Origin of the sequence: Collinsella sp. LCP19S3_F2, from assembly GCF_052121015.1 — a bacterium.
In the GTDB taxonomy this organism is placed as follows: Bacteria; Actinomycetota; Coriobacteriia; order Coriobacteriales; family Coriobacteriaceae; genus Collinsella.
On the sequence record NZ_JBQKFA010000005.1, the window covers coordinates 1 to 19,970 of the forward strand.

General features: G+C 49.5%; 14 protein-coding genes. 13 read left to right on the plus strand and 1 reads right to left on the minus strand.

The window, feature by feature from the left end; genetic code table 11:
- The 10 genes from ACTQX9_RS05530 to ACTQX9_RS05575 form a co-directional block, all read left to right on the plus strand.
- A partial coding sequence (locus tag ACTQX9_RS05530) for a fibronectin type III domain-containing protein (protein ID WP_441540720.1) occupies positions 1 to 1,921 on the plus strand: 1,921 nt, incomplete at its 5' end.
- 98 nt (positions 1,922 to 2,019) lie between these two features.
- Positions 2,020 to 2,949, plus strand: a complete 930-nt coding sequence (locus ACTQX9_RS05535; RefSeq protein WP_441540721.1) for a glycosyltransferase family 2 protein — start codon at positions 2,020 to 2,022, stop codon at positions 2,947 to 2,949.
- Between the two features lie 3 nt (positions 2,950 to 2,952).
- Positions 2,953 to 3,975, plus strand: coding sequence for an NAD-dependent epimerase/dehydratase family protein (locus tag ACTQX9_RS05540; protein ID WP_441540722.1), 1,023 nt, complete (start codon positions 2,953 to 2,955; stop codon positions 3,973 to 3,975).
- A gap of 2 nt (positions 3,976 to 3,977) precedes the next feature.
- Entirely contained in the window at positions 3,978 to 5,126 is a 1,149-nt protein-coding gene (locus ACTQX9_RS05545) for an ATP-grasp domain-containing protein (RefSeq protein WP_441540723.1), read from the plus strand.
- A gap of 3 nt (positions 5,127 to 5,129) precedes the next feature.
- Complete coding sequence (locus ACTQX9_RS05550; protein WP_156598966.1) at positions 5,130 to 5,480, plus strand: EamA family transporter; 351 nt, start codon at positions 5,130 to 5,132, stop codon at positions 5,478 to 5,480.
- Between the two features lie 75 nt (positions 5,481 to 5,555).
- The gene (locus ACTQX9_RS05555; protein ID WP_441540776.1) at positions 5,556 to 5,843 is read left to right on the plus strand and encodes an EamA family transporter; all 288 of its coding nucleotides are present in this window, start codon (positions 5,556 to 5,558) and stop codon (positions 5,841 to 5,843) included.
- On the plus strand, positions 5,840 to 6,976 hold the full coding sequence (gene rffA, locus ACTQX9_RS05560) for a dTDP-4-amino-4,6-dideoxygalactose transaminase (protein WP_441540724.1): 1,137 nt from the start codon (positions 5,840 to 5,842) through the stop codon (positions 6,974 to 6,976). Before ACTQX9_RS05555 ends, rffA begins: the two co-directional genes overlap by 4 nt.
- A 47-nt stretch (positions 6,977 to 7,023) precedes the next feature.
- A complete protein-coding gene (locus ACTQX9_RS05565; protein ID WP_441540725.1) occupies positions 7,024 to 10,038 on the plus strand; it encodes an N-acetylmuramoyl-L-alanine amidase in 3,015 nt (1,004 codons plus the stop codon).
- Positions 10,039 to 10,069: 31 nt separating this feature from the next.
- Positions 10,070 to 12,472, plus strand: coding sequence for a YfhO family protein (locus tag ACTQX9_RS05570; protein ID WP_441540726.1), 2,403 nt, complete (start codon positions 10,070 to 10,072; stop codon positions 12,470 to 12,472).
- Between the two features lie 16 nt (positions 12,473 to 12,488).
- On the plus strand, positions 12,489 to 14,840 hold the full coding sequence (locus ACTQX9_RS05575; RefSeq protein ID WP_441540727.1) for a glycosyltransferase family 2 protein: 2,352 nt from the start codon (positions 12,489 to 12,491) through the stop codon (positions 14,838 to 14,840).
- Positions 14,841 to 14,881: 41 nt separating this feature from the next.
- Here ACTQX9_RS05575 and ACTQX9_RS05580 read toward each other — a convergent pair whose 3' ends face one another.
- Positions 14,882 to 16,321, minus strand: a complete 1,440-nt coding sequence (locus ACTQX9_RS05580; RefSeq protein WP_441540728.1) for a hypothetical protein — start codon at positions 16,319 to 16,321, stop codon at positions 14,882 to 14,884.
- Positions 16,322 to 16,420: 99 nt separating this feature from the next.
- On the opposite strand from ACTQX9_RS05580, the gene rfbA reads away from it, so the two are divergent.
- The 3 genes from rfbA (at position 16,421) to ACTQX9_RS05595 (ending at position 19,936) form a co-directional block, all read left to right on the plus strand.
- Complete coding sequence (gene rfbA / locus ACTQX9_RS05585) at positions 16,421 to 17,320, plus strand: glucose-1-phosphate thymidylyltransferase RfbA (RefSeq protein ID WP_427794509.1); 900 nt, start codon at positions 16,421 to 16,423, stop codon at positions 17,318 to 17,320.
- A gap of 24 nt (positions 17,321 to 17,344) precedes the next feature.
- Positions 17,345 to 18,367 (plus strand): dTDP-glucose 4,6-dehydratase, encoded by a 1,023-nt coding sequence (gene rfbB, locus ACTQX9_RS05590; protein WP_441540729.1) that lies wholly within the window; start codon positions 17,345 to 17,347, stop codon positions 18,365 to 18,367.
- A gap of 114 nt (positions 18,368 to 18,481) precedes the next feature.
- A complete protein-coding gene (locus tag ACTQX9_RS05595) occupies positions 18,482 to 19,936 on the plus strand; it encodes a sugar nucleotide-binding protein (protein WP_441540730.1) in 1,455 nt (484 codons plus the stop codon).
- The last annotated feature ends 34 nt before the right edge of the window (positions 19,937 to 19,970 follow it).

Below are 19,970 nucleotides of genomic sequence, written 5' to 3' on the forward strand. Positions count from 1 at the left end.
CGGCCCCGCCAGCCTCGTGCGCTGCAGGCCGGAGGGGACCGTCAAGCCCGCGCCCGCGGCGACCGCCGGCGACGGCAGCGTCGAGCTGTCGTGGGGCCGCGTGCCCGGCGCGAATCAATATGTTGTTTCATGTTCGAACGGTAAGTCGTATAGATTGAAATCTAATCAAACTTGCCTTGAAATTAAGGGATTGAAGAACGGTGAAGAATATACGTTCTATGTAAGGGCGAAGATTTACAATCGTTTGTCAGCTCTTGAGGATACTGACTACATCACCTGTATGCCTTATTCTCTTTTTTCACCCAAGGTTAGTATTTCCAGTGTTGGCGATGGTTCGGTGAGCCTTAAATGGAGTCCAGTTGCCGGTGCATCTCGCTATGCAATTGCGTATAAAACTAGAAACGGATACAAGACCGTCACTTACGACTGTCGTAATACCGAATTCACCATTAATGGACTTACCAATGGCCAGAAGTATTCATTTATTGTTCAAGCTAATATTGATGGTCGCTGGTCTCCTTTTGGGAGCAAGGACCTTGTTACCGCTATTCCTGAAGATCCTAATGCTCCGAAGCCTCATTTAGAGAAAGCCACGGCGACCTCCTGCGTTCTTTCGTGGAATCAGATTCCTGGAGCAGAGAGGTACGCGGTTGCTCTTAAGACTGGAAATAGCTATAAGACGTATTCTCTTGATGTCAAAGAGTCCTCGTATCTGGTTTCCGGCTTGAATCCCGGTAATACTTACCGCTTCCTTGTACAAGCATTTGTTAATGGAAGGTGGAGCTCTTCCTCGGACGCATGCTTATGTGAAGCCGTTCTTGAGGACGTTCGTTCCCCTCAAAATGTTAAGGCCACTTGTCCTGGCGATGGAAAAATACAGCTTACTTGGGACTTTGTTCCCAATGCAACGCGATACGCGATTGCAGAGTATAAGAATGGATCATATGTAACGTTCACGACTAATTGTTTGAGCACTAGTTATACGGTTTCCGATCTTACGAATGGACGCATTCACAGGTTTCTTGTGCAATCTTACGTAGATGGAGCCTGGTCTGCTTACGGTGATGCGCTGCTTGTGGACGCAGTTCCGCATGGTGTTATTACTCCTCGTGTAACTGGTAAAGCTGGGGATCTTTGCGCAAATCTGTCTTGGAGCAAGGTGTCAGGCGCCACGCGTTATGCTATCGCGGTAAAGACGAATAGTGGCTATGAAACTTATACATACAACTGTACTGGCAATTCGTATAGAGTTGAAGGACTAAACGGTGGACAGACCTATCAGTTTGTCGTTCAGGCTTATCTCGATGGCGTATGGTCGCCTTTTGATGAAGACGATCTGGTTAGTGTAAAGCCGACGGGTACGAATGACACTGTATTTGGTATTCCGCGCCTAACCGTTGTTAATTGGCTGACAAATCATCAATACAATGGCTATTATCTTGGTACTCGATATTCAAGTGGCTTTTCTTATCAGACTTGCTTGTATCCTAACGGCGCTCCAGGGCCTGGGGGCTACACCGGTATGAACTGCACCGGTTTTGTTGCTCATGTATTTAGATCTCTTGGCGTAAACGTTGATGCAGTCGCAGCCAATAACAACCATACTCCGTGGGGTGCGGGGCCCGGCGGCGGCGGTTATATCAATGCGTGGCGCTGGTATGGTTATGCAATTGACTCTGGCTGTAAGGTTTATCACTTCAATACTGTTGCCGATATGTTGAATAGCGGATTGGCTAAAAAGGGCGATGTAATTTTCTTTAAAACAGATGGTTCCATCGATTGCCATATTGGATTTTTCTGGGGAGATAACTCCCATGACAATAAGATGTGGCACCAAATTTTGCCTGGCAACCTGATCGGCCCTTGTTTTAATAACGCTAATAAAAGCGAGGTTCGACAACAGTGTGTGCTCATCAAATAGGCCCGGCGTTTGTTTGATGATTGCCTTCACTAGGATTTGACGGTTCACTTAATCGAATGCATCATGAGTAGGTTATTAAAATCAATCTAAGGCTAGTTATGGATTTCTCTGTTGTAATTCCAGTTTATGGTTGTAAAGAGGCGCTGCCCGAACTGCATAAGCGAATCGTTGATGTTTTTGAGGAGATGGAGGCGTCTTTCGAGCTTGTTCTTGTGGACGATCATGATCCATATGATTCGTGGTCTGTTGTGCAGTCGATATGCGAAGCTGATGAGCGTGTGTATGGAATCAAGCTCGCTCGTAATTTTGGCCAAATTCGTGCAATCACTGCAGGTCTTGATTGTTGCCATGGCGATTGGGTTGTCGTAATGGATTGTGACCTACAGGATAGGCCGGAGGCCATTCCCCAGCTTTATAATAAAGCTCTAGAGGGCTTCGATGTCGTCTTTGCAAAAAGGGTAGAGCGAAAAGATAGCGCTTTGACCATGGCGTTGTCTCGAGCTTTTTATAAAGTGTATGAGTATTTTACTGACGGCAGTTATGATCCTTCACTTTGCAACTTCAGTATTGCTCGTCGCGCGGTAATTTCTCAGTATTGTTCAATGCGTGAACATAACCGTGGATACACAATGTTTATTAAGTGGCTTGGGTTTAGGCAAACTGCGATAGAGATAGTTGGCGATGAACGCTTTGCAGGTGAGTCTTCCTATAGTTTTAGGAAAAAGCTAAATATGGCGTTTGAGCTTATTACCGCCCAGTCTAATAAGCCTTTGAAATTTGCCGTTAACGTTGGTTTTGCAATGTCCTTCGTTGCTTTGCTCGTTTTAATTGTAGCGATAGTTCAGAAAATCTGTGTTCCGGGAATTCAGGTCGGATGGACTAGCCTTCTTTGTTCCATCTTTTTTATGGGTGGGCTTATTTTGTCTGCAATTGGAATCGTCGGACTGTACGTTGGCAATATTTTTACTGAGGTTAAAAATAGGCCTCTGTATGTGATTGAAAAAGAATGCAATGGAAAGGATGAGTAAGCTATGGTAATTGTTATTGGTGCAACTAGTTTTATCGGTATGTATACCGTTGACGAGCTTGTCAAATCAGGCAAACAAGTTATTGCTACCGGTAGGAATGAACGACTTCGTCCTTTCCTTGAAGACATGGGTGCCGAGTTTATTAGTCTTGATATTACTAAGCCTGAAGATTTTTCAAAACTCCCTGCTGATAACGTCGAGGGCGTAATACTTCTAGCTGGTTTGCTTCCTGCCAATGCAACTGCTGATTTGGTTAACGAAGAGAATGCCATCGATTACGTTAGGGTGAATACTATGGGCACAGTGAACGTGCTCGAGTATTGCAGGATGAATGACATCAAGAAGATAATTTCCGCTACTACTTATGGTGATGTCTCTGGGGCATGGAGAAAGGACTATGCCATCACTGAGGATGAGCCCAGGAATTTCTCCTTTACTGGTGACCACGCTGTTTATACCATCACGAAGAATGCTGCCAACGACTTGATTGAGTATTATTCGCAGCAACATGGTCTTCAGGGGGCTGTGTTCCGTTTTCCTCCGGTTTACGGCGTTGGACCTCATGGCACAATCTTAGTTGATGGTAAACCGTATAAGTCTGCTATCCAAGTCTGGATCGAAAAGGCCGCGTCCGGACAGAACCTTGAGATATGGGGAGACCCTCATATCTCAAGAGACATTATCTATGTGAAGGATGTTGCTCGAGCATATCGAATGGCTTTGGAAAGCGATTCAACGCATGGGCTTTATAACATGACAAGCGGGGTTCCTTTGGAGCTTGAAGACCAGGCTCGTGCGGTTATCGAGGTATTTGGCGATAGCTCTAAATCGAAAATCGTTTACAGGCCGGAACTCAAGAACAACACCCCTTCATTTTTGTTCGATATGAGTAAGGCTGAGCGTGATTTCGGCTTTGTTCCAGCTTATAGAGACTATTATTCAATGATGCTTGATTATAAGGCTGAGATGGAAAGCGGTCGCTGGAATGATTTCGAAAAGAATTCTTCGGCCAATTGGGAGAAGTAGAGATGTCGAAAAAGCTCGCTATTATCGGTGCGTCTGATTTTCAAAATCCATTGATTCTTAAGGCCAAACAACTTGGCTTTGAAACGCATGTCTTCGCATGGGAATGCGGCGATATTGGCGAGCGAACTGCTGACTATTTCTATCCGATTAGTATTACCGAAATTGATCAAATTGCTGAGAAATGCAAATCGATCGGCGTTGACGGAATTTGTTCTATCGGTACAGACCTCGGTAATATAACTGTGTCTAAAGTCGCTGATAAACTCGGCCTGTGTGCTAATTCTCTAGAGTGTATTGAGGCGTCTACGAATAAGCACTTAATGCGTGAGGTATTTTTCAAGAATGGGGACCCCTCTCCCAAGAGCTATCAGGTATCTGATGTGTCGGATGTCGATATTCTTGATCTGAATTATCCAATAATTGTTAAGCCTGTTGACAGGTCTGGCAGCCGTTGTATCACCAAGCTTCAGTCTTCTGAAGGGCTCGAGGATGCCGTACGCTCCGCAATTGATGTCTCGTTTTCAAAGGCATGCGTTGTTGAAGAGTTTTTTACTGGCATTGAATATAGTGTTGAGTTCATTTCTTGGAAGGGCGAGCACCATTTTCTTGCATTGACGAGGAAGTTTACAACTGGATCGCCGCATTTTATTGAGACCGGTCACCTTCAGCCGGCACCCGTTTCTGATTCTTTGCGTACTAGAATTATCCAGGTTGTTTCTCACGCGTTGGATTCGCTAGGAGTTGAATTCGGAGCTTCTCATTCAGAGATTTTGGTTAACGAGAATGAGGATATTCGTATTGTCGAAATTGGTAGCCGCATGGGTGGTGACTGTATCGGCAGCGATCTCGTGGAACTCTCAACGGGCGTTGATTTCTTGGGTGCAGTAATTTCTGTTGCTACTGGGCATGAGCCCGACCTGAGCGTCTCTGAGCATCCTGATTGCGCCATGATTCGATTTATTTTTGATAGCGAAGACTTAGCGATGCTTCGACAAGCAGAATGCGATTGGTCCGTGAGGGTCGAGCGAAGTTCTGTGGATAATGACATGGAGCATGAAATTGTCGATAGCGGCAGTAGATACGGCTTCTATATCCTGACTTCAGATTCGATCGACAATTTGGAAAAGTATTTGCCGAAGCGAGGCGTATAGAGATTGAAAAATGGACGCGTTTTCTTAGCGCTTCACCTGCTACTGGTTTTGTATTCCTGCAGCGGTATTTTGAGTAAGTTTGCGGCGGGCTACCCTTTTCTATCTTTCGGTTTTTGTGTCTGCTATGCCGGAATTATCATGCTGCTTGGCATTTATGCTATTTGCTGGCAACAAATTATTAAACGACTGCCATTAACGACAGCCTACGCCAATCGCGCCGTTACAGTTGTATGGGGTATGGTATGGGGCGTAGTTGTATTTAAGGAGCAACTCAGCTTCCTTCAGATTGCAGGAGGCATTATTGTTTTAATTGGTGTTGCTTTGTTTGCCTCTTCAGATTCCGATGCTGCTTAGGAGGGTGGTACTGTGGATTTTCGATACGCCCTACTTCTTCTCCTTGGCGTTTTTATTAGCGCAATATCTCAAGTAATGCTAAAGAATGCTGCTCTTAAGACGTATGACAGCAGGGTTCGAGAGTATCTGAACCCTCTAGTGATTTGTGCTTATTTCCTTTTCGTTTGTACGACCTTTCTTTCGATATTCGCTTATAAAGGGATTCCCCTTTCCATGGGCCCGTTGTTGGAAGCCACCAGCTACATATATGTGACAATATTCGGTATTACGATTTTTCATGAGAAAATGTCTCGGCGGAAGTGGATTTCACTGCTTCTTATTTTGCTTGGTATCGGGCTATATTCATTTGGAGCTGCTATATGATCAATTTTAATCTCCCGCCTTATATAGGCACGGAAATGGAATATGTTCGAGAGGCTTGCGCTGTCAATCGTAAGATTTGTGGTGATGGTCCTTTTACTAAAAAATGTAGTGAATGGCTCGAGAACCGTTTTAATTCCAATAAGATCCTGCTAACGACTAGTGGCACGAGCGCGCTTGAGCTTGCAGCAATCTTATGCGACCTACATCCTGGTGATGAGGTGATTCTGCCTAGCTTCACTTTCTCTTCTACTGCTACGGCATTTCAAATGGTCGGCGCCGCATTGGTGTTTGTTGACGTGTGTCCTGACACAATGAATATTGATCCCGATGCCATTGAGAGGGCGATAACTGATAAAACCAAGGTTGTCGTTCCTGTGCATTATGCTGGCGTTGCATGTGATATGGATCGAATCATGGACATTGCCGAGCGCAACAACTTGTTGGTCGTCGAAGATGCAGCGCAGGGCGTTTTGAGCTCGTATAAGGGCAAGGCTCTCGGTACTATTGGTCATTTTGGCTGCTATAGCTTCCACGAAACCAAGAACTATTCAATGGGCGAGGGCGGCGCACTTTCTATTAATGATTCGCGCTACTGCGATCGAGCTGAAATTATTCGCGAAAAAGGAACTAATCGTCAACGTTTTTTCAGGGGTCAGGTAGACAAGTACACTTGGGTTGATCGTGGGTCAAGCTACCTTCCTTCTGACATGAATGCGGCCTATCTTTGGGCGCAGCTGGAGCATGCTGATGAAATTAATGAGAATCGACTCTCAACTTGGCATTTTTATCAGGAGTCTTTAAAGCCGCTTGCAGATGCCGGCAAGATTGAGCTTCCCTATATTCCTGAAGGCTGCGAACATAATGCGCATATGTTTTACATTAAGTGTAAAGATCTTAAGGAACGCGGTGACCTTATCTCTTACCTTAAGGAGCATGGTGTCCAAGCTGTTTTCCATTACATTCCTTTGCATGATGCACCTGCAGGCAAGATGTTTGGTCGTTTTGACGGGGAAGACAGGTTTACTACCTCTGAAAGCAATAGACTTGTCAGGTTGCCTATGTACTATGGTCTAAGCGAAGCCGATAGTCATCATGTTGCTGACTCTGTTCTTTCTTTTTACGCCACTCGATAAAAACTAAAAGGCGGCTTTTGGCCGCCTTTTCCTTTTAAGGACTGTATATGCAAAAGGTTACCCAACACTATTTGTTGACCGCAATCTTTGTTGCCTCACTTCTTTCTCTGTTTCTCGCTCTTCCTGTTAATGCTTTTGCTGATAGCTCAGATGTAGATAACCTTTCGTTTATTTATGTCGAGAAGAGTCACGTTGCTCTCGGTGATACGCAAAGAGTTGCATTGGGTTTTGACGAAACGCCGTTGGATGAGCCGGTGGCCCTGTATTGTGTGAATACGGCGTCTGAAGCACTTGTTCGTTTTGATGTAACTTCCAGCGTTGACGGCACATATCTTTTCTCTTCGGGCATCTCTAGCGCCGGCGTTTACTCCTTGCTAAAAGTGGAGTATGCCTCAGGAGTAACTCGTATTTTTCCTGATGATATTTCTGATCAGATGTTTACCGTCGGCGAAGTGGCTGCACCGTATCGGTTGCGGTCTGATGGTGACTCTGATGGCCAGCTTGAGTCCGTGTTCACTGACGGCACGGGCGCTTCGTTTGATTCGTTGGAATCCGCTGTTGACACCATTTCGGAAAAATCTGCACGGGCACGCAATTGGGTCTTCGTTTTAGACGCAGGTCATGGCGGTTGGGATTCCGGCGCCGTCGGCAATGGTCTTCGTGAGAAGGATCTTACGCTACAAATCGCGCGTTATTGCCGCGATGAACTCCAGAAATACGCTGGTGTTCGAGTTATTATGACACGTGATTCCGACGCTTCCGTTACTGGTGTTGCTAACACTGCAAACGAACTTATTGCTCGTGCTCAAATTGCAATAGACAACAAAGCGTCTCTATTCATGAGTTTTCACATTAATTCAGGTGGCGGTAAAGGAGCTGAAATATGGATTCCGAGGCAGGCTAAATGGTATTCTTCATTTAATGAACTTGGAGAGTCTCTGGGTCAAGATGTTTTGAAAAGGCTTGCATCTGTTGGTCTTGTTAGCCGTGGTACAAAAAATGATTATTACGATTTTAATGGTACGCAGCTTTATTATCCTGACGGCAGCAAGGCCGATAGTCTTTCTGTCATAAGAAATTGTCGCCAATATGGCATTCCCGCAGTTTTGGTCGAGCATGGTTTCATCGACAATAAATATGACTCCGGACTTTTGGCCAGCCCGCAATACCTTAAACAAATGGGTCAGGCAGATGCCCTGGCCATTGCTAATCAGTTCGGCCTTTCGAAGGTAGCTAAACCTGATCCGGTGGTTTCTGAGATGCGCGACGGTAAAATCCAGTTAAGCTGGGATTCGATCCCCAATGCATCTAAGTATGCCATCGCTTTGTGCAAGAGCGATGGCAGCTTCAATACCTACACGTATGATTGCACTGGTACTTCCTATGAAATCGATGGGCTTGAAAACGGAAAGACATATACATTTCTTGTTCAAGCGTATGCCAACGGTGATTGGAATAACTATACATCTGACGATTATTTAACTTGTAAACTGGTTCCTTCCCCCGAGGCCTCTGCCGAGGCGACCGGCGACGGGGAGGTCACCGTCTCCTGGAAGGCGGTCGCCGGCGCCGAGCGCTACGCCGTCGCCGAGAAGATGGCCGACGGCTCCTACAGGACCTACACGCTCGACGAGAAGGGCACCTCCTTCAAGGTCTCCGACCTCGCCAACGGCGTGACCCACCGCTTCCTGGTCCAGGCCCGGCTCGACGGGTCCTGGTCCTCGACCGCCGACGGCTACCTGTGCTCCGCCGCGCCGTCGGGCACCGTCAGGCCCAGGGTCGCGGCGAAGGCCGGCGACAGGTCCGTCGAGCTCACCTGGGGCCACGTGCCCGGAGCGACCCGCTACGCGGTCGCCGTCCGCCAGGGTTCCGGCTACAAGACCTACACCCTGGACTGCGCCAAGGAGTCCTACACCGTGAAGGGCCTCTCGAACGGCACCTCCTACAAGTTCCTGGTCCAGGCCTGGAACGGATCGTCCTGGTCGCCCTTCTCCGAGTCCGACCTCGTGGCGTGCCGCCCGTCGGACCCCAGGGCCCCCGAGGCCTCTGCCGAGGCGACCGGCGACGGGGAGGTCACCGTCTCCTGGAAGGCGGTCGCCGGCGCCGAGCGCTACGCCGTCGCCGAGAAGATGGCCGACGGCTCCTACAGGACCTACACGCTCGACGAGAAGGGCACCTCCTTCAAGGTCTCCGACCTCGCCAACGGCGTGACCCACCGCTTCCTGGTCCAGGCCCGGCTCGACGGGTCCTGGTCCTCGACCGCCGACGGCTACCTGTGCTCCGCCGCGCCGTCGGGCACCGTCAGGCCCAGGGTCGCGGCGAAGGCCGGCGACAGGTCCGTCGAGCTCACCTGGGGCCACGTGCCCGGAGCGACCCGCTACGCGGTCGCCGTCCGCCAGGGTTCCGGCTACAAGACCTACACCCTGGACTGCGCCAAGGAGTCCTACACCGTGAAGGGCCTCTCGAACGGCACCTCCTACAAGTTCCTGGTCCAGGCCTGGAACGGATCGTCCTGGTCGCCCTTCTCCGAGTCCGACCTCGTGGCGTGCACAACTTTGGGCACGCCGATTATGGGTAAGTCTGCCGCTTCGGTTTCGAGCATGGTTTCTTTGTACAACTCTTCTGGACATACCTATCCGACTATTTATGCCTCGAAGGGTGCAGCAACTATTAATGACTTTTGCCAGATAGTATTAGAGGAAGCGAATGCTGAAGGTGTTAAAGCAGAAATTCTGTTTGCTCAGGCTATGCTCGAAACCGGCTGGCTAAAATTTGGCGGCAGCGTAAAACCAGAACAGTGCAACTTCGGTGGAATCGGCGCTGTGAATGCAACTGTGGGTGGAGCAACATTTGGTAGTGTCCGAATCGGTCTTCGTGCTCAGGTTCAGCATCTAAAAGCCTATGCCTCGAAAGAGCCCTTGAATAACGCTTGTGTTGATCCGCGTTTTGATAAGGTCGAGCGCGGTATTGCGCCGTGCGTTGAGGATTTAAATGGTCGCTGGGCAGTACCCGGCGAAGGGTATGGGCAGCGTATCGCCCGTATCGCGACGCAGAGTATTTAATCAGATTGCTAACGTTGTTGAGGTTTAGTATATGAAGCTGCTGCTCCTATTTTTAATGATGTTTGCCGGGTTATGGTTCTTCGCAGAGCTTGTAATGAAAATGGGGCTTATCGCCAAGTATAGGGATAAAACCAATCGGTTTTATTGGGCATTGCTATTCCTATGCACAACGCTTGTTGTGCTGTTTGTTTATCGCAAGTTCATTTTTGGCGATATCGTCTATGCATTCAACGACATTGGGAGCGATACCACCCAGCAGTACATCCCGTTGTATCTAGATTTGATTCATGATTTTCAAAGAGGGAACGTATCTGTATGGAACCAGAATTACGGACTTGGATGCAGTAGGCTTGTTTACCAGTCTCTATACTTCGACCCTTTTAATTTGGTCCTAATTCCATCGTGTGTATATTTGGGCGATTGGTTTTTACCATATGCGCTGATTTCCATCCAGATTGCTAAGGTTTATATTGCCTCGATAGGTTTTTATATCTTCCTTAGTTTTTATGGCTTTAAGGAGCCAGCTAAAATTGTATCGTCTCTCGTGTATTCGATTAATGGATACCTAGTTCTTTGGGGAAATCACTATTTTCTTGGTAATGCATGCCTCTTTGTTCTTTTAATTTTGGTTGGCATCGAACTGTATTTCGATAATCGATCTCGTCTTGGACGATTGCTTCTTTCGGCTGGTGTGGCGCTCGTCACCCTTCTCAGTGTATATATTTCGTTTATGACATTGGTGCCCTGTGCAATTTATGCATTATTGCGAGGGGTCTATCTGAATGAAAGCTGGTCAAAGGGCTTCAAATCGTTTTCCGATTTTATATTGCCAGTTGTAGGGGGATTGCTCGTTTCGGCAGTCGTTTCAGTTCCCGTCGCATATTTGTTGCTGTTCGATTCCAGTCGAATATCTGGCGGACCGTCTCTTCAGTCAAAGGTGCTGACCGCACTCTCTTCCAATGTTGGATTGGGAGACTTGCGTTTATTTTTACTTCGAGTAATGGGTAATAATTATGCTGGAACCTGGTCTTCAGACTTTGGTTCTTCGAATTACTATGAGCTTCCTCAGATTGGGTGCTCTGGTGTTATTTATTCATTTATATTTCTATATCTTGTTTGGCTGTTCTCTTCCAAAAGATCTAGAACACGCAACATCGTTCTCGGCATTGCCCTTGTGTTGCCCTGCCTATATCTGATTAATACTTTTTTCCCTGCATTTTTAAATGTATTTTCTGAGGTCAAGTATCGGTCATCCTTTTTCATTCCGGTTTGCTGCTGCTTGGTGATAGCAGTTGTGTTTGATCAGCTCCAGAGTGCTCACTTTTATTCAAAACCGAGTATTCTCGTTGCTTTATTAATTAGCTTGGTAATTAGCGTCCTGTGTTGTATTGGCAACGAAGGCGACGCAAAGGCGCTTTCGTTATTTTTGATGTTTGTCTGTATTGCGCTTATTGCATGTTTGTTGCTATCGGTAAAGTCCTTTGTTCGATTTGTCCTCATCTTGTCAATATCTGCCGTCTCGCTTTCTATGGCTGATGCTTATGTTTCCGTCACTTGTCGCACTCACTTGAAAAAGGACTCATTTCCTAGTTATCAACTCGTCGAGTCTGGAATCTCGGCAAATGCCCTTAATTACGTTATGGATAATGATTCAAGTGTCTACAGGATGGACAAGACATTTTCTGAATGGTCAGTCTTTCAAGATGGCTTAATCCAAAATTATGATGGAGTTACTTCCTATAATTCCACTCGGCCAAAAGAGGAGATTTCTCTACTGGATGCTTTTTGGCAGGGCAATACTGATGGGTCCCCTTCACATGTTTATTCCGCATTCTTTTTTGATCAAAACGAAGGGGATGCAGCCGGTTTATTTGGAGTCAAGTACGTTTTATCTGGTGATGAATTAAGCTATGACTGGCTTGATTTGGTTGAAGTAATTGATCAAATATACATTTACAAAAATCGTCATTTCTCGTTTGGAACGTTTTATTCTAATGTGAGAAAGGAAAATGACTGCATCAATGGAAATCATAATTCCTTATGGGATTGTCTGAATAGCGGCGAGGCCATAGTTGATGACGATAGCTGTGCCAAGCTCGACCGAACCTTAAACAACGATCATGATTACATGATGTCGTCAGTCAATGTCACTCAGGTTGATGAGGGACGTTACGATGTATCCGTTTCTTCAGACAACGATGGGCTCGTGATGGTGCCGGTGCTCTCTAGCCCTGGTTGGCGTGCATTTGTTGACGGTTCAGAAGCGGAGTGTATAACAGTAAATTACGGGTTTATTTCTACCGCTGTTTCCAAGGGCGAGCATCACGTTGAATTTGTATACATACCGTATGGTTTAATGTTAGGCATCTTCTTAAGTCTCTTAGGTCTGTTTATTGTTTGTGTGGTCGTCGCTACGCCTTTTCGGCGTCGCTAATGTGTAGGTGATTGTAATGAAGCTAGTGGCTGCTGTCCGCGGCTGCGGAACTGTATATTTCGCTCTTGATGGTGAACTTCCGGCCTCTTATGCTGTCGATGTAGTTTCTAAGTCTGGTAATTTGATCCCGTATTCAAGCCACTTAATTGACTCATTGCTTGTAATTGCAATTCCTTTGCTTGAGGGTGAAGATTTCAATCTATCTGTGTTTTCTAGTAATCAAAAATTGAATCGGTTATTTAGTAAGAACTTCGGATGGGATGAAATTAAGTGGATTTCTCGATTTAATTATCGATTTAAGTCATCGTTGTCTTATTTAATTCGCGACTCAGATCGTCAGGTCTATTCAAATCAAATTCATGTGAGACCCACTATTCTCTTGAAATCAGCAGATGGCTCTGAGTTAATATGCAAAGGAGTTATTTGTTATCCCAATAGTGAGATTTTAGCTCGACTCGACGTTATTGATTCAGATGGCAGGACGTTAGCGTATAAACCGGATTTTGGAAGAACCAATACCATTGATATGGGTGGGCTTAAGAGGAAAGAGACTTCTTTTAGCCTTCGTTTGTCGGTCGGTCCGAAGAGCTATTGCCTAGTCGCTAATGTTGAATCAAAGTCCGTCCAGACTGGTTTCCTGTGCTTTGATCCTGCATCTGTTGAGTTTTATTCAGATGTCTGTTCTCCACACTTTTATAAGGCGTCTTCGCCGGGTTTGTATTCTGAATTTTGTGCAAAGCGGCATGACTATTTGGCAATGCTTGATTCGTGTGACTTTGATACGAGTTGTTCGCTGAAATTCAGTATCGTTGTGCCACTGTATAAGACCCCTCTTAAGTTCCTTCATGACATGATTGATTCCGTTCTCAACCAGATTTATCCAAATTGGGAGCTTATTTTGATTAACTCAACACCTGATTGTGTTGAGCTGTGTTCAGCTTTGGATCAATTGAAAGATGAGCGCATTAAGGTCGTCACTCTAGATTCGAATAAGGGTATTTCGGGGAATACTAACTTTGGCGTTGCTGAAGCAAAGGGTGATTATGTCGTGTTTTTCGATCACGACGATACACTCGATCCATTCGCTCTTTATAGATACGCAGAGCGAATTCAGGACTGTCCTGATACTGATGCACTGTATTGCGATGAGGACTTCTTAAATGAGGCCGGTGAGTATGTGGCCCCTCATTTCAAGTCTGATTTCAATCTAGATCTGCTTCGCGTTCATAACTACATAACTCATCTGCTTTGCGTTCGCGCCTCGTTCGCTAAAGAACTGATGCTACGGAAAGAGTTCGATGGAGCTCAAGACTATGATTTTCTGTTGCGTTTAGTAGAGAGAACTCAGAATATCTATCATGTCCCTGAGGTTCTCTATCATTGGAGAATTAGCGATACGTCAACTGCGAAGAGTGCGGGAAATAAGAACTATGCCGACGATGCCGGCAGAAGGGCACTACAAGAGCATTTGGATCGCTGCGGTCTGAACGGAACTGCGGAGTTAACTGATTCCGCCTGCTTCTATCACATTGCCTACGCTCTTAATGAAGAGCCCTTGGTCAGTATCGTTATTCCCAATAAAGATAGCGTTGAGGTCTTACGCCGCTGCATTGACTCTATTGAGGAAAAAACTGATTACCGCAACTTCGAGATTCTGGTTGTTGAAAATAACAGTACAGAGGACACGACATTTGAGTATTACCGCACCGTTTCCGAGCAATATGAGAACGTTCGCATTGCAACATGGGATGGTCCGTTTAATTACTCCGCTATCAATAATTATGGCGTTGGACTGACATCCGGCAAATACCTGCTGTTCTTGAATAATGACACCGAGGTTATTGAGAGCGGCTGGCTTTCTTCAATGCTGTCTTTCTGTCAGCGTGATGATGTTGGAGCGGTCGGTGCAAAGCTGCTGTATCCAGATGATACGGTGCAGCATGCAGGCGTAATGATGATATGTTGTAGAAATGAAGGCGAAATGGGCGGCCCCATTCACGTATTCAACAATCTTGACCGGGATGATCCGGGCTATATGCGCCGTGCGGTTATTTCACAAGACTTAAGCGCCGTTACCGCTGCGTGCATGATGACAAAGCGCTCCGTATTTGAAGTGCTTAATGGGTTTAATGAAGACTTTGAAGTCGCGTTTAATGACGTTGATTTCTGCCTGAGGGTTCGTTCACTCAATAAATTAGTTGTTTTCGACGCAGATGCGCTTCTGTATCATTATGAATCTTTTAGTCGCGGCTATGAGACCGGTGAGAAGAAAGTTCGATTTATGCGCGAACAGGGTAAATTGCGCACTGCTTGGGCGGAGTACTATGTCAATGGCGACCCGTATCACGGTCCGATGAGTACTTTGTAGATTGAAGTAAAGGTCTGGCGACATAATACGTCGCCAGACCTTTACTTGTGAAACAGTTTTCCAAATATACTAGTCTGCTTTTTGTTTATTTGATTGCAGATACATATAACATCCGAGAGGTCCAGTTTATTTGCGACGAAGTGGATACTTTTTGCCCCTGATAACTGATATTGGGGGTCGAATGTCAGAAATGTCTCTTGTGTTGCATTCGAGGAAAAACAGTTATTTGAAGTGGGCTTGTAATTACTAAGAGTGCACTTGCACGGCTTATTATCGGGATCGAATCTAATGATAATAAGCCCGCTTCCTATTTGCTCGGGGAGCTCTATTTCGACTTCAGTTGAGTACCTATATTTAAACCGATAGCTATTGCACTGCTGGGCTTGTGGGTTGGATTCAGATTCTTTGTCATAAAAGAGCTCGCCTTGGCCAATGCAAGCGTTTTCATAGCTTGTTGAATAATTTATCGCCTTAAGTCTGTAGAGTTCTTTTGCTTCATCAGAAATAGGATTCTGCGCGAAAGGCTTTTTGTTTTTATTGGCATTAATAAAGCTCATGACTTGTTCGAATAGATTTTCTAGCTGGAATCTGTTTATGCATAAATCCTTTATTTGGCTTTGCATCCTTTGGGCTTCTGCATAGCTATTGACTAAATCACTATAGAGTTGTTGCGCTGAGCTCTTTCGTTTCTCTGGTCGTCCAGAAAAATTGAAAAGGGCATTATGTTCGATGTTATTAGGAGTGATATAGCCAGGTCCCCCGAAGTGGTCATAGCAATAGAAGGGAATTCCCATGGACATACATTCCTGTGCGGTTCTTCCGATGGAAACTACAGCATCATATTGAGAAAGTAATTCCGGCGTCACTTTGACACTTTGAGATTGATAGCCAAAGACATCGGCCCTTATTCCGTCTTTTTTTAATAAATCAAATGCTTCGAGGCATTCTGGGGCGGGATGATTAGATATGCAGCAGATGCTTTTCAGTCCATTATTTCCCTGGTAATTATAATCGTAAAAAGATTTCGTGCAGTAGTTTGGAAAGACGTGGACGGGGGGGAGCTGAATATTATGCGCCTGAGCACTGTTTTCTATATGACCTTTAACTTCATGGCTGACGGCGATGATTCCGTCTGACAGATTTGTGAAAAAGGGCAAGCCTTCATGTTCATCTGAGAGCCCGAGTACTGAAATAAAAATGGATGAGAACGTAATTCTTTGAAGTGAATATATGTATTCACTTACTACTCGGTGTTGTGCAATAAATAAATCATACTGATTCTCGAGTCTGGTCTCGTCTCCTAGGGTCAATACTTCGATGCCTTCTTCTTCAAATTCTTTAAGTAAAGGGTAAGCGGCGCATAAGCAAAAGCAGGTGACAACGTAGCCTCTATTATGCAGTTGTTTGGCGAACTCAAGAGTGTGAAGCTCTGAGCCAGTACGGGAGTTGATGTTCAGGTTGGTAAGCAGAGCCGTTGGCATGTGTTGTTCCTCTTCCGAAAGGAATAATGACAGTCAAATTAATATAGAATTACTTTAGCCTTCTCCACTTTTGTTTTTTCCTTAGAAGGAGATTTTGATATGAAAGGCATTATCCTCGCCGGCGGGTCCGGCACCCGCCTGTACCCGCTCACGCTCGTGACCTCCAAGCAGCTGCTGCCGGTCTACGACAAGCCCATGATCTACTACCCGCTTAGCACCCTCATGCTGGCGGGCATCCGGGACATCCTGGTCATCTCCACGCCGACGGACCTCCCCAACTTCGAGCGCCTGCTCGGGGACGGCTCGCGCTACGGCGTCAACCTCTCCTACGCCGAGCAGCCGAGCCCCGACGGCCTGGCCCAGGCCTTCACCATCGGCGAGGACTTCATCGCCGGCGAGCCGTGCGCCCTCGTGCTCGGCGACAACATCTTCTACGGCAACGGCCTGTCGCGCCACCTGACGCGCGCCGTCCAGAATGCCGAGTCGGGCCGTGCCACGGTCTTCGGCTACCACGTGGACGACCCCGAGCGCTTCGGCGTTGTCGAGTTCGATGCACAGGGGAGGGCCGTCTCCATCGAGGAGAAGCCCGCGGAGCCCAAGAGCTCCTACGCCGTCACCGGCCTGTACTTCTACCCGGGCGACGTCGCCGCCAAGGCCCACAAGGTTCAGCCTTCCGCCCGCGGGGAGCTGGAGATCACCACGCTCAACCAGATGTACCTGGAGGAGGGGACGCTGTCCGTCGTCACCCTCGGCCGCGGATACGCGTGGCTGGACACCGGCACCATGGAGAGCCTGCACGAGGCCGCGGAGTTCGTCCGCGCCGTCGAGCACTCCCAGGACCTGCCCGTGTCCGTCCCCGAGGAGATCGCCTGGGAGAACGGCTGGATCACGACCGCCGAGCTGGAGGAGGCCGCGAAGGCCTACGGCAAGTCGGTCTACGGTCAGCACCTGAAGAAGGTCGCCGCCGGCGAGATCGTCAACAGCCCGCGCGAGTACTAATCCGATTCAATGGGAGATAGAAACATGTCTGAAGAGCTCTTCGAGCCCAGGAACATCATCGTCACGGGCGGCTGCGGCTTCATCGGCAGCAACTTCGTCCACTACGTGGTCAACAACCACCCCGGGGTGCACGTTACCGTCCTGGACAAGCTGACCTACGCCGGCAACCCCGAGAACATCGCCGGGCTGCCCTCCGACCGTGTGGAGCTCGTCGTGGGCGACATCTGCGACGCCGCGCTTCTCGATAGGATCGTCCCGGGCCACGACGCCATCGTGCACTACGCCGCCGAAAGCCACAACGACAACTCCATCGCCGACCCGGAGCCGTTCCTGCGCACCAACGTCGAGGGAACCTTCCGCCTGCTTGAGGCCGTCCGCAAGTACGGCATCCGCTACCACCACGTCTCCACCGACGAGGTCTACGGCGACCTGGCGCTCGACGACCCGGCCAAGTTCACCGAGGAGACGCCGTACAAGCCGAGTTCCCCGTACTCGAGCACCAAGGCGAGCTCCGACATGCTCGTGCGCGCCTGGACCCGCACCTACGGCCTGCGCACCACGATCTCCAACTGCTCCAACAACTACGGCCCCTACCAGCACGTGGAGAAGTTCATCCCCAGGCAGATAACCAACATCATCGACGGCGTTCGCCCCAAGCTCTACGGTAAGGGCGAGAACGTCCGCGACTGGATCCACACCGAGGACCACTCCTCGGCCGTCTGGGACATCCTGACCAAGGGCCGCATGGGGGAGACCTACCTCATCGGCGCAAATGGCGAGAAGAACAACATCACCGTCCTGCGCATGATCCTGGAGGCGATGGGAAAGGACCCCGAGGACTTCGACTGGGTCGCCGACCGCCCCGGCCACGACCGCCGCTACGCCATCGACAGCACGAAGCTCCAGCGCGAGCTGGGCTGGAGGCCGGCCCACACCGATTTCGCCGAGGGCCTGAAGCAGACGATCGACTGGTACGTCGCCAACGAGTCCTGGTGGCGCCCGGCCAAGGAGGCCACCGAGGCACGTTACCGCGCCCAGGGCCAGTAGGCCGCCCGAGCGCCCTTACGGGGCGCCCCGGGCGGACCGCAGGGCATGGGGATGATCCTGCGGCCCGCCCGGGGCGCCCGCAACCACCGTATCGTCGATAGGAGCTTTTCCCGCATGGCAGACATCGCATTCGAGAAGGACCTCTCCGTCACCGAGACCGGCATCGGGGGCCTGAAGGTCGTCGACCTCGCCGTCCACGGCGACTCGCGCGGCTGGTTCAAGGAGAACTGGCAGCGCGCCAAGATGACCGCCCTGGGCATCCCGGACCTCCGCGTCGTCCAGAACAACATCTCCTACAACGACAGCCGCGGCGTCACCCGCGGCATCCACGCCGAGCCCTGGGACAAGTTCATCTCCGTGGCGCGCGGCTCGGTCTTCGGCGCGTGGGTGGACCTGCGCGAGGGCAGCGCCACCTACGGCAAGGTGTTCACCTGCACGCTCGACCCGAGCAGGGCCATCTACGTCCCGCGCGGCGTGGGCAACTCCTTCCAGGCCCTGGAGGACGGCACCGCCTACACTTACCTGGTGGACGCCCACTGGTCGCTGGAGCTCAAGAGGACCTACACCTTCGTGAACCTCGCCGACCCCGAGCTTGCCATCGAGTGGCCGATCCCGCTCGATGAGGCCACCGTATCCGAGGCCGACCTCAACCACCCGATGCTCAAGGACGTCGTCCCCATGGCGCCCAAGCGCACCCTCGTCACCGGCTGCAACGGCCAGCTGGGCCGTGCGGTCCGCGCGCTGGCCGAGGAGAGCGGCGTCGCGAAGGACTTCGACTTCTGCGACATCGACACCTTCGATATGTCCGACCCGGAGGCCTACGATCAGTACGACTGGTCGCTCTACGGCACCGTGATCAACTGCGGCGCCTACACGGCGGTCGACAGGGCCGAGACTCCCGAGGGCCGCGTGACCGCCTGGAAGGCGAACGCCACCGGCCCGGCCCTTCTCGCCCGCACCTGCGCCGAGCACGGGATCGCCCTGGTCCACGTGTCCAGCGACTACGTCTTCGACGGCACCGCCGAGGTCCATACCGAGGACGAGCCCCTCAGCCCGCTTTCCGTCTACGGCCAGACCAAGGCCGCCGGCGACATCGCCGTGGCCGGCTGCCCGCGCCACTACATCATGCGCTCCAGCTGGGTCATCGGCGAGGGGCACAACTTCGTCAAGACGATGAAGGGCCTCTCCGACCGCGTCGCCGACCCCGAGGACAAGCTCACGCAGGTCACGGTCGTGGACGACCAGCTGGGACGCCTTACCTTCACGCGCGACATGGCCGAGGCTATCTTCCACGTGCTGGGCTCGCACGCACCCTACGGCACCTATAACTGCACCGGCTCCGGCGCCGTCAAGTCCTGGGCGGACATCGCCCGCGCCGTCTTCGAGGCCGCCAACGGCAACGGGGACAAGGTCGTGCCGGTATCGACCGTCGACTACTACGCCGGTGCCGAGGGCCCCGTCGCCCCGCGCCCGGTCCACTCCGCGCTCGACCTCTCCAGGCTCGAGTCCGTCGGCTTCCGAATGCCCGACTGGGAGGAAGAGCTTGGGGAGTACCTCAAGACGCTTTAGCCGATATCAACTTTTCGAGAGAAAAAGCCGCCGC

What these genes read in the sequence shown, in the direction of transcription:
- ACTQX9_RS05535 (WP_441540721.1), top strand. Translation starts at nt 2,020, where the DNA reads ATGGATTTCTCTGTTGTAATTCCAGTTTATGGTTGTAAAGAGGCGCTG.
- ACTQX9_RS05540 (WP_441540722.1), top strand. Translation starts at nt 2,953, where the DNA reads ATGGTAATTGTTATTGGTGCAACTAGTTTTATCGGTATGTATACCGTT.
- ACTQX9_RS05545 (WP_441540723.1), top strand. Translation starts at nt 3,978, where the DNA reads ATGTCGAAAAAGCTCGCTATTATCGGTGCGTCTGATTTTCAAAATCCA.
- ACTQX9_RS05555 (WP_441540776.1), top strand. Translation starts at nt 5,556, where the DNA reads ATGCTAAAGAATGCTGCTCTTAAGACGTATGACAGCAGGGTTCGAGAG.
- rffA (WP_441540724.1), top strand. Translation starts at nt 5,840, where the DNA reads ATGATCAATTTTAATCTCCCGCCTTATATAGGCACGGAAATGGAATAT.
- ACTQX9_RS05565 (WP_441540725.1), top strand. Translation starts at nt 7,024, where the DNA reads ATGCAAAAGGTTACCCAACACTATTTGTTGACCGCAATCTTTGTTGCC.
- ACTQX9_RS05570 (WP_441540726.1), top strand. Translation starts at nt 10,070, where the DNA reads ATGAAGCTGCTGCTCCTATTTTTAATGATGTTTGCCGGGTTATGGTTC.
- ACTQX9_RS05575 (WP_441540727.1), top strand. Translation starts at nt 12,489, where the DNA reads ATGAAGCTAGTGGCTGCTGTCCGCGGCTGCGGAACTGTATATTTCGCT.
- ACTQX9_RS05580 (WP_441540728.1), bottom strand. Translation starts at nt 16,321, where the DNA reads ATGCCAACGGCTCTGCTTACCAACCTGAACATCAACTCCCGTACTGGC.
- rfbA (WP_427794509.1), top strand. Translation starts at nt 16,421, where the DNA reads ATGAAAGGCATTATCCTCGCCGGCGGGTCCGGCACCCGCCTGTACCCG.
- rfbB (WP_441540729.1), top strand. Translation starts at nt 17,345, where the DNA reads ATGTCTGAAGAGCTCTTCGAGCCCAGGAACATCATCGTCACGGGCGGC.
- ACTQX9_RS05595 (WP_441540730.1), top strand. Translation starts at nt 18,482, where the DNA reads ATGGCAGACATCGCATTCGAGAAGGACCTCTCCGTCACCGAGACCGGC.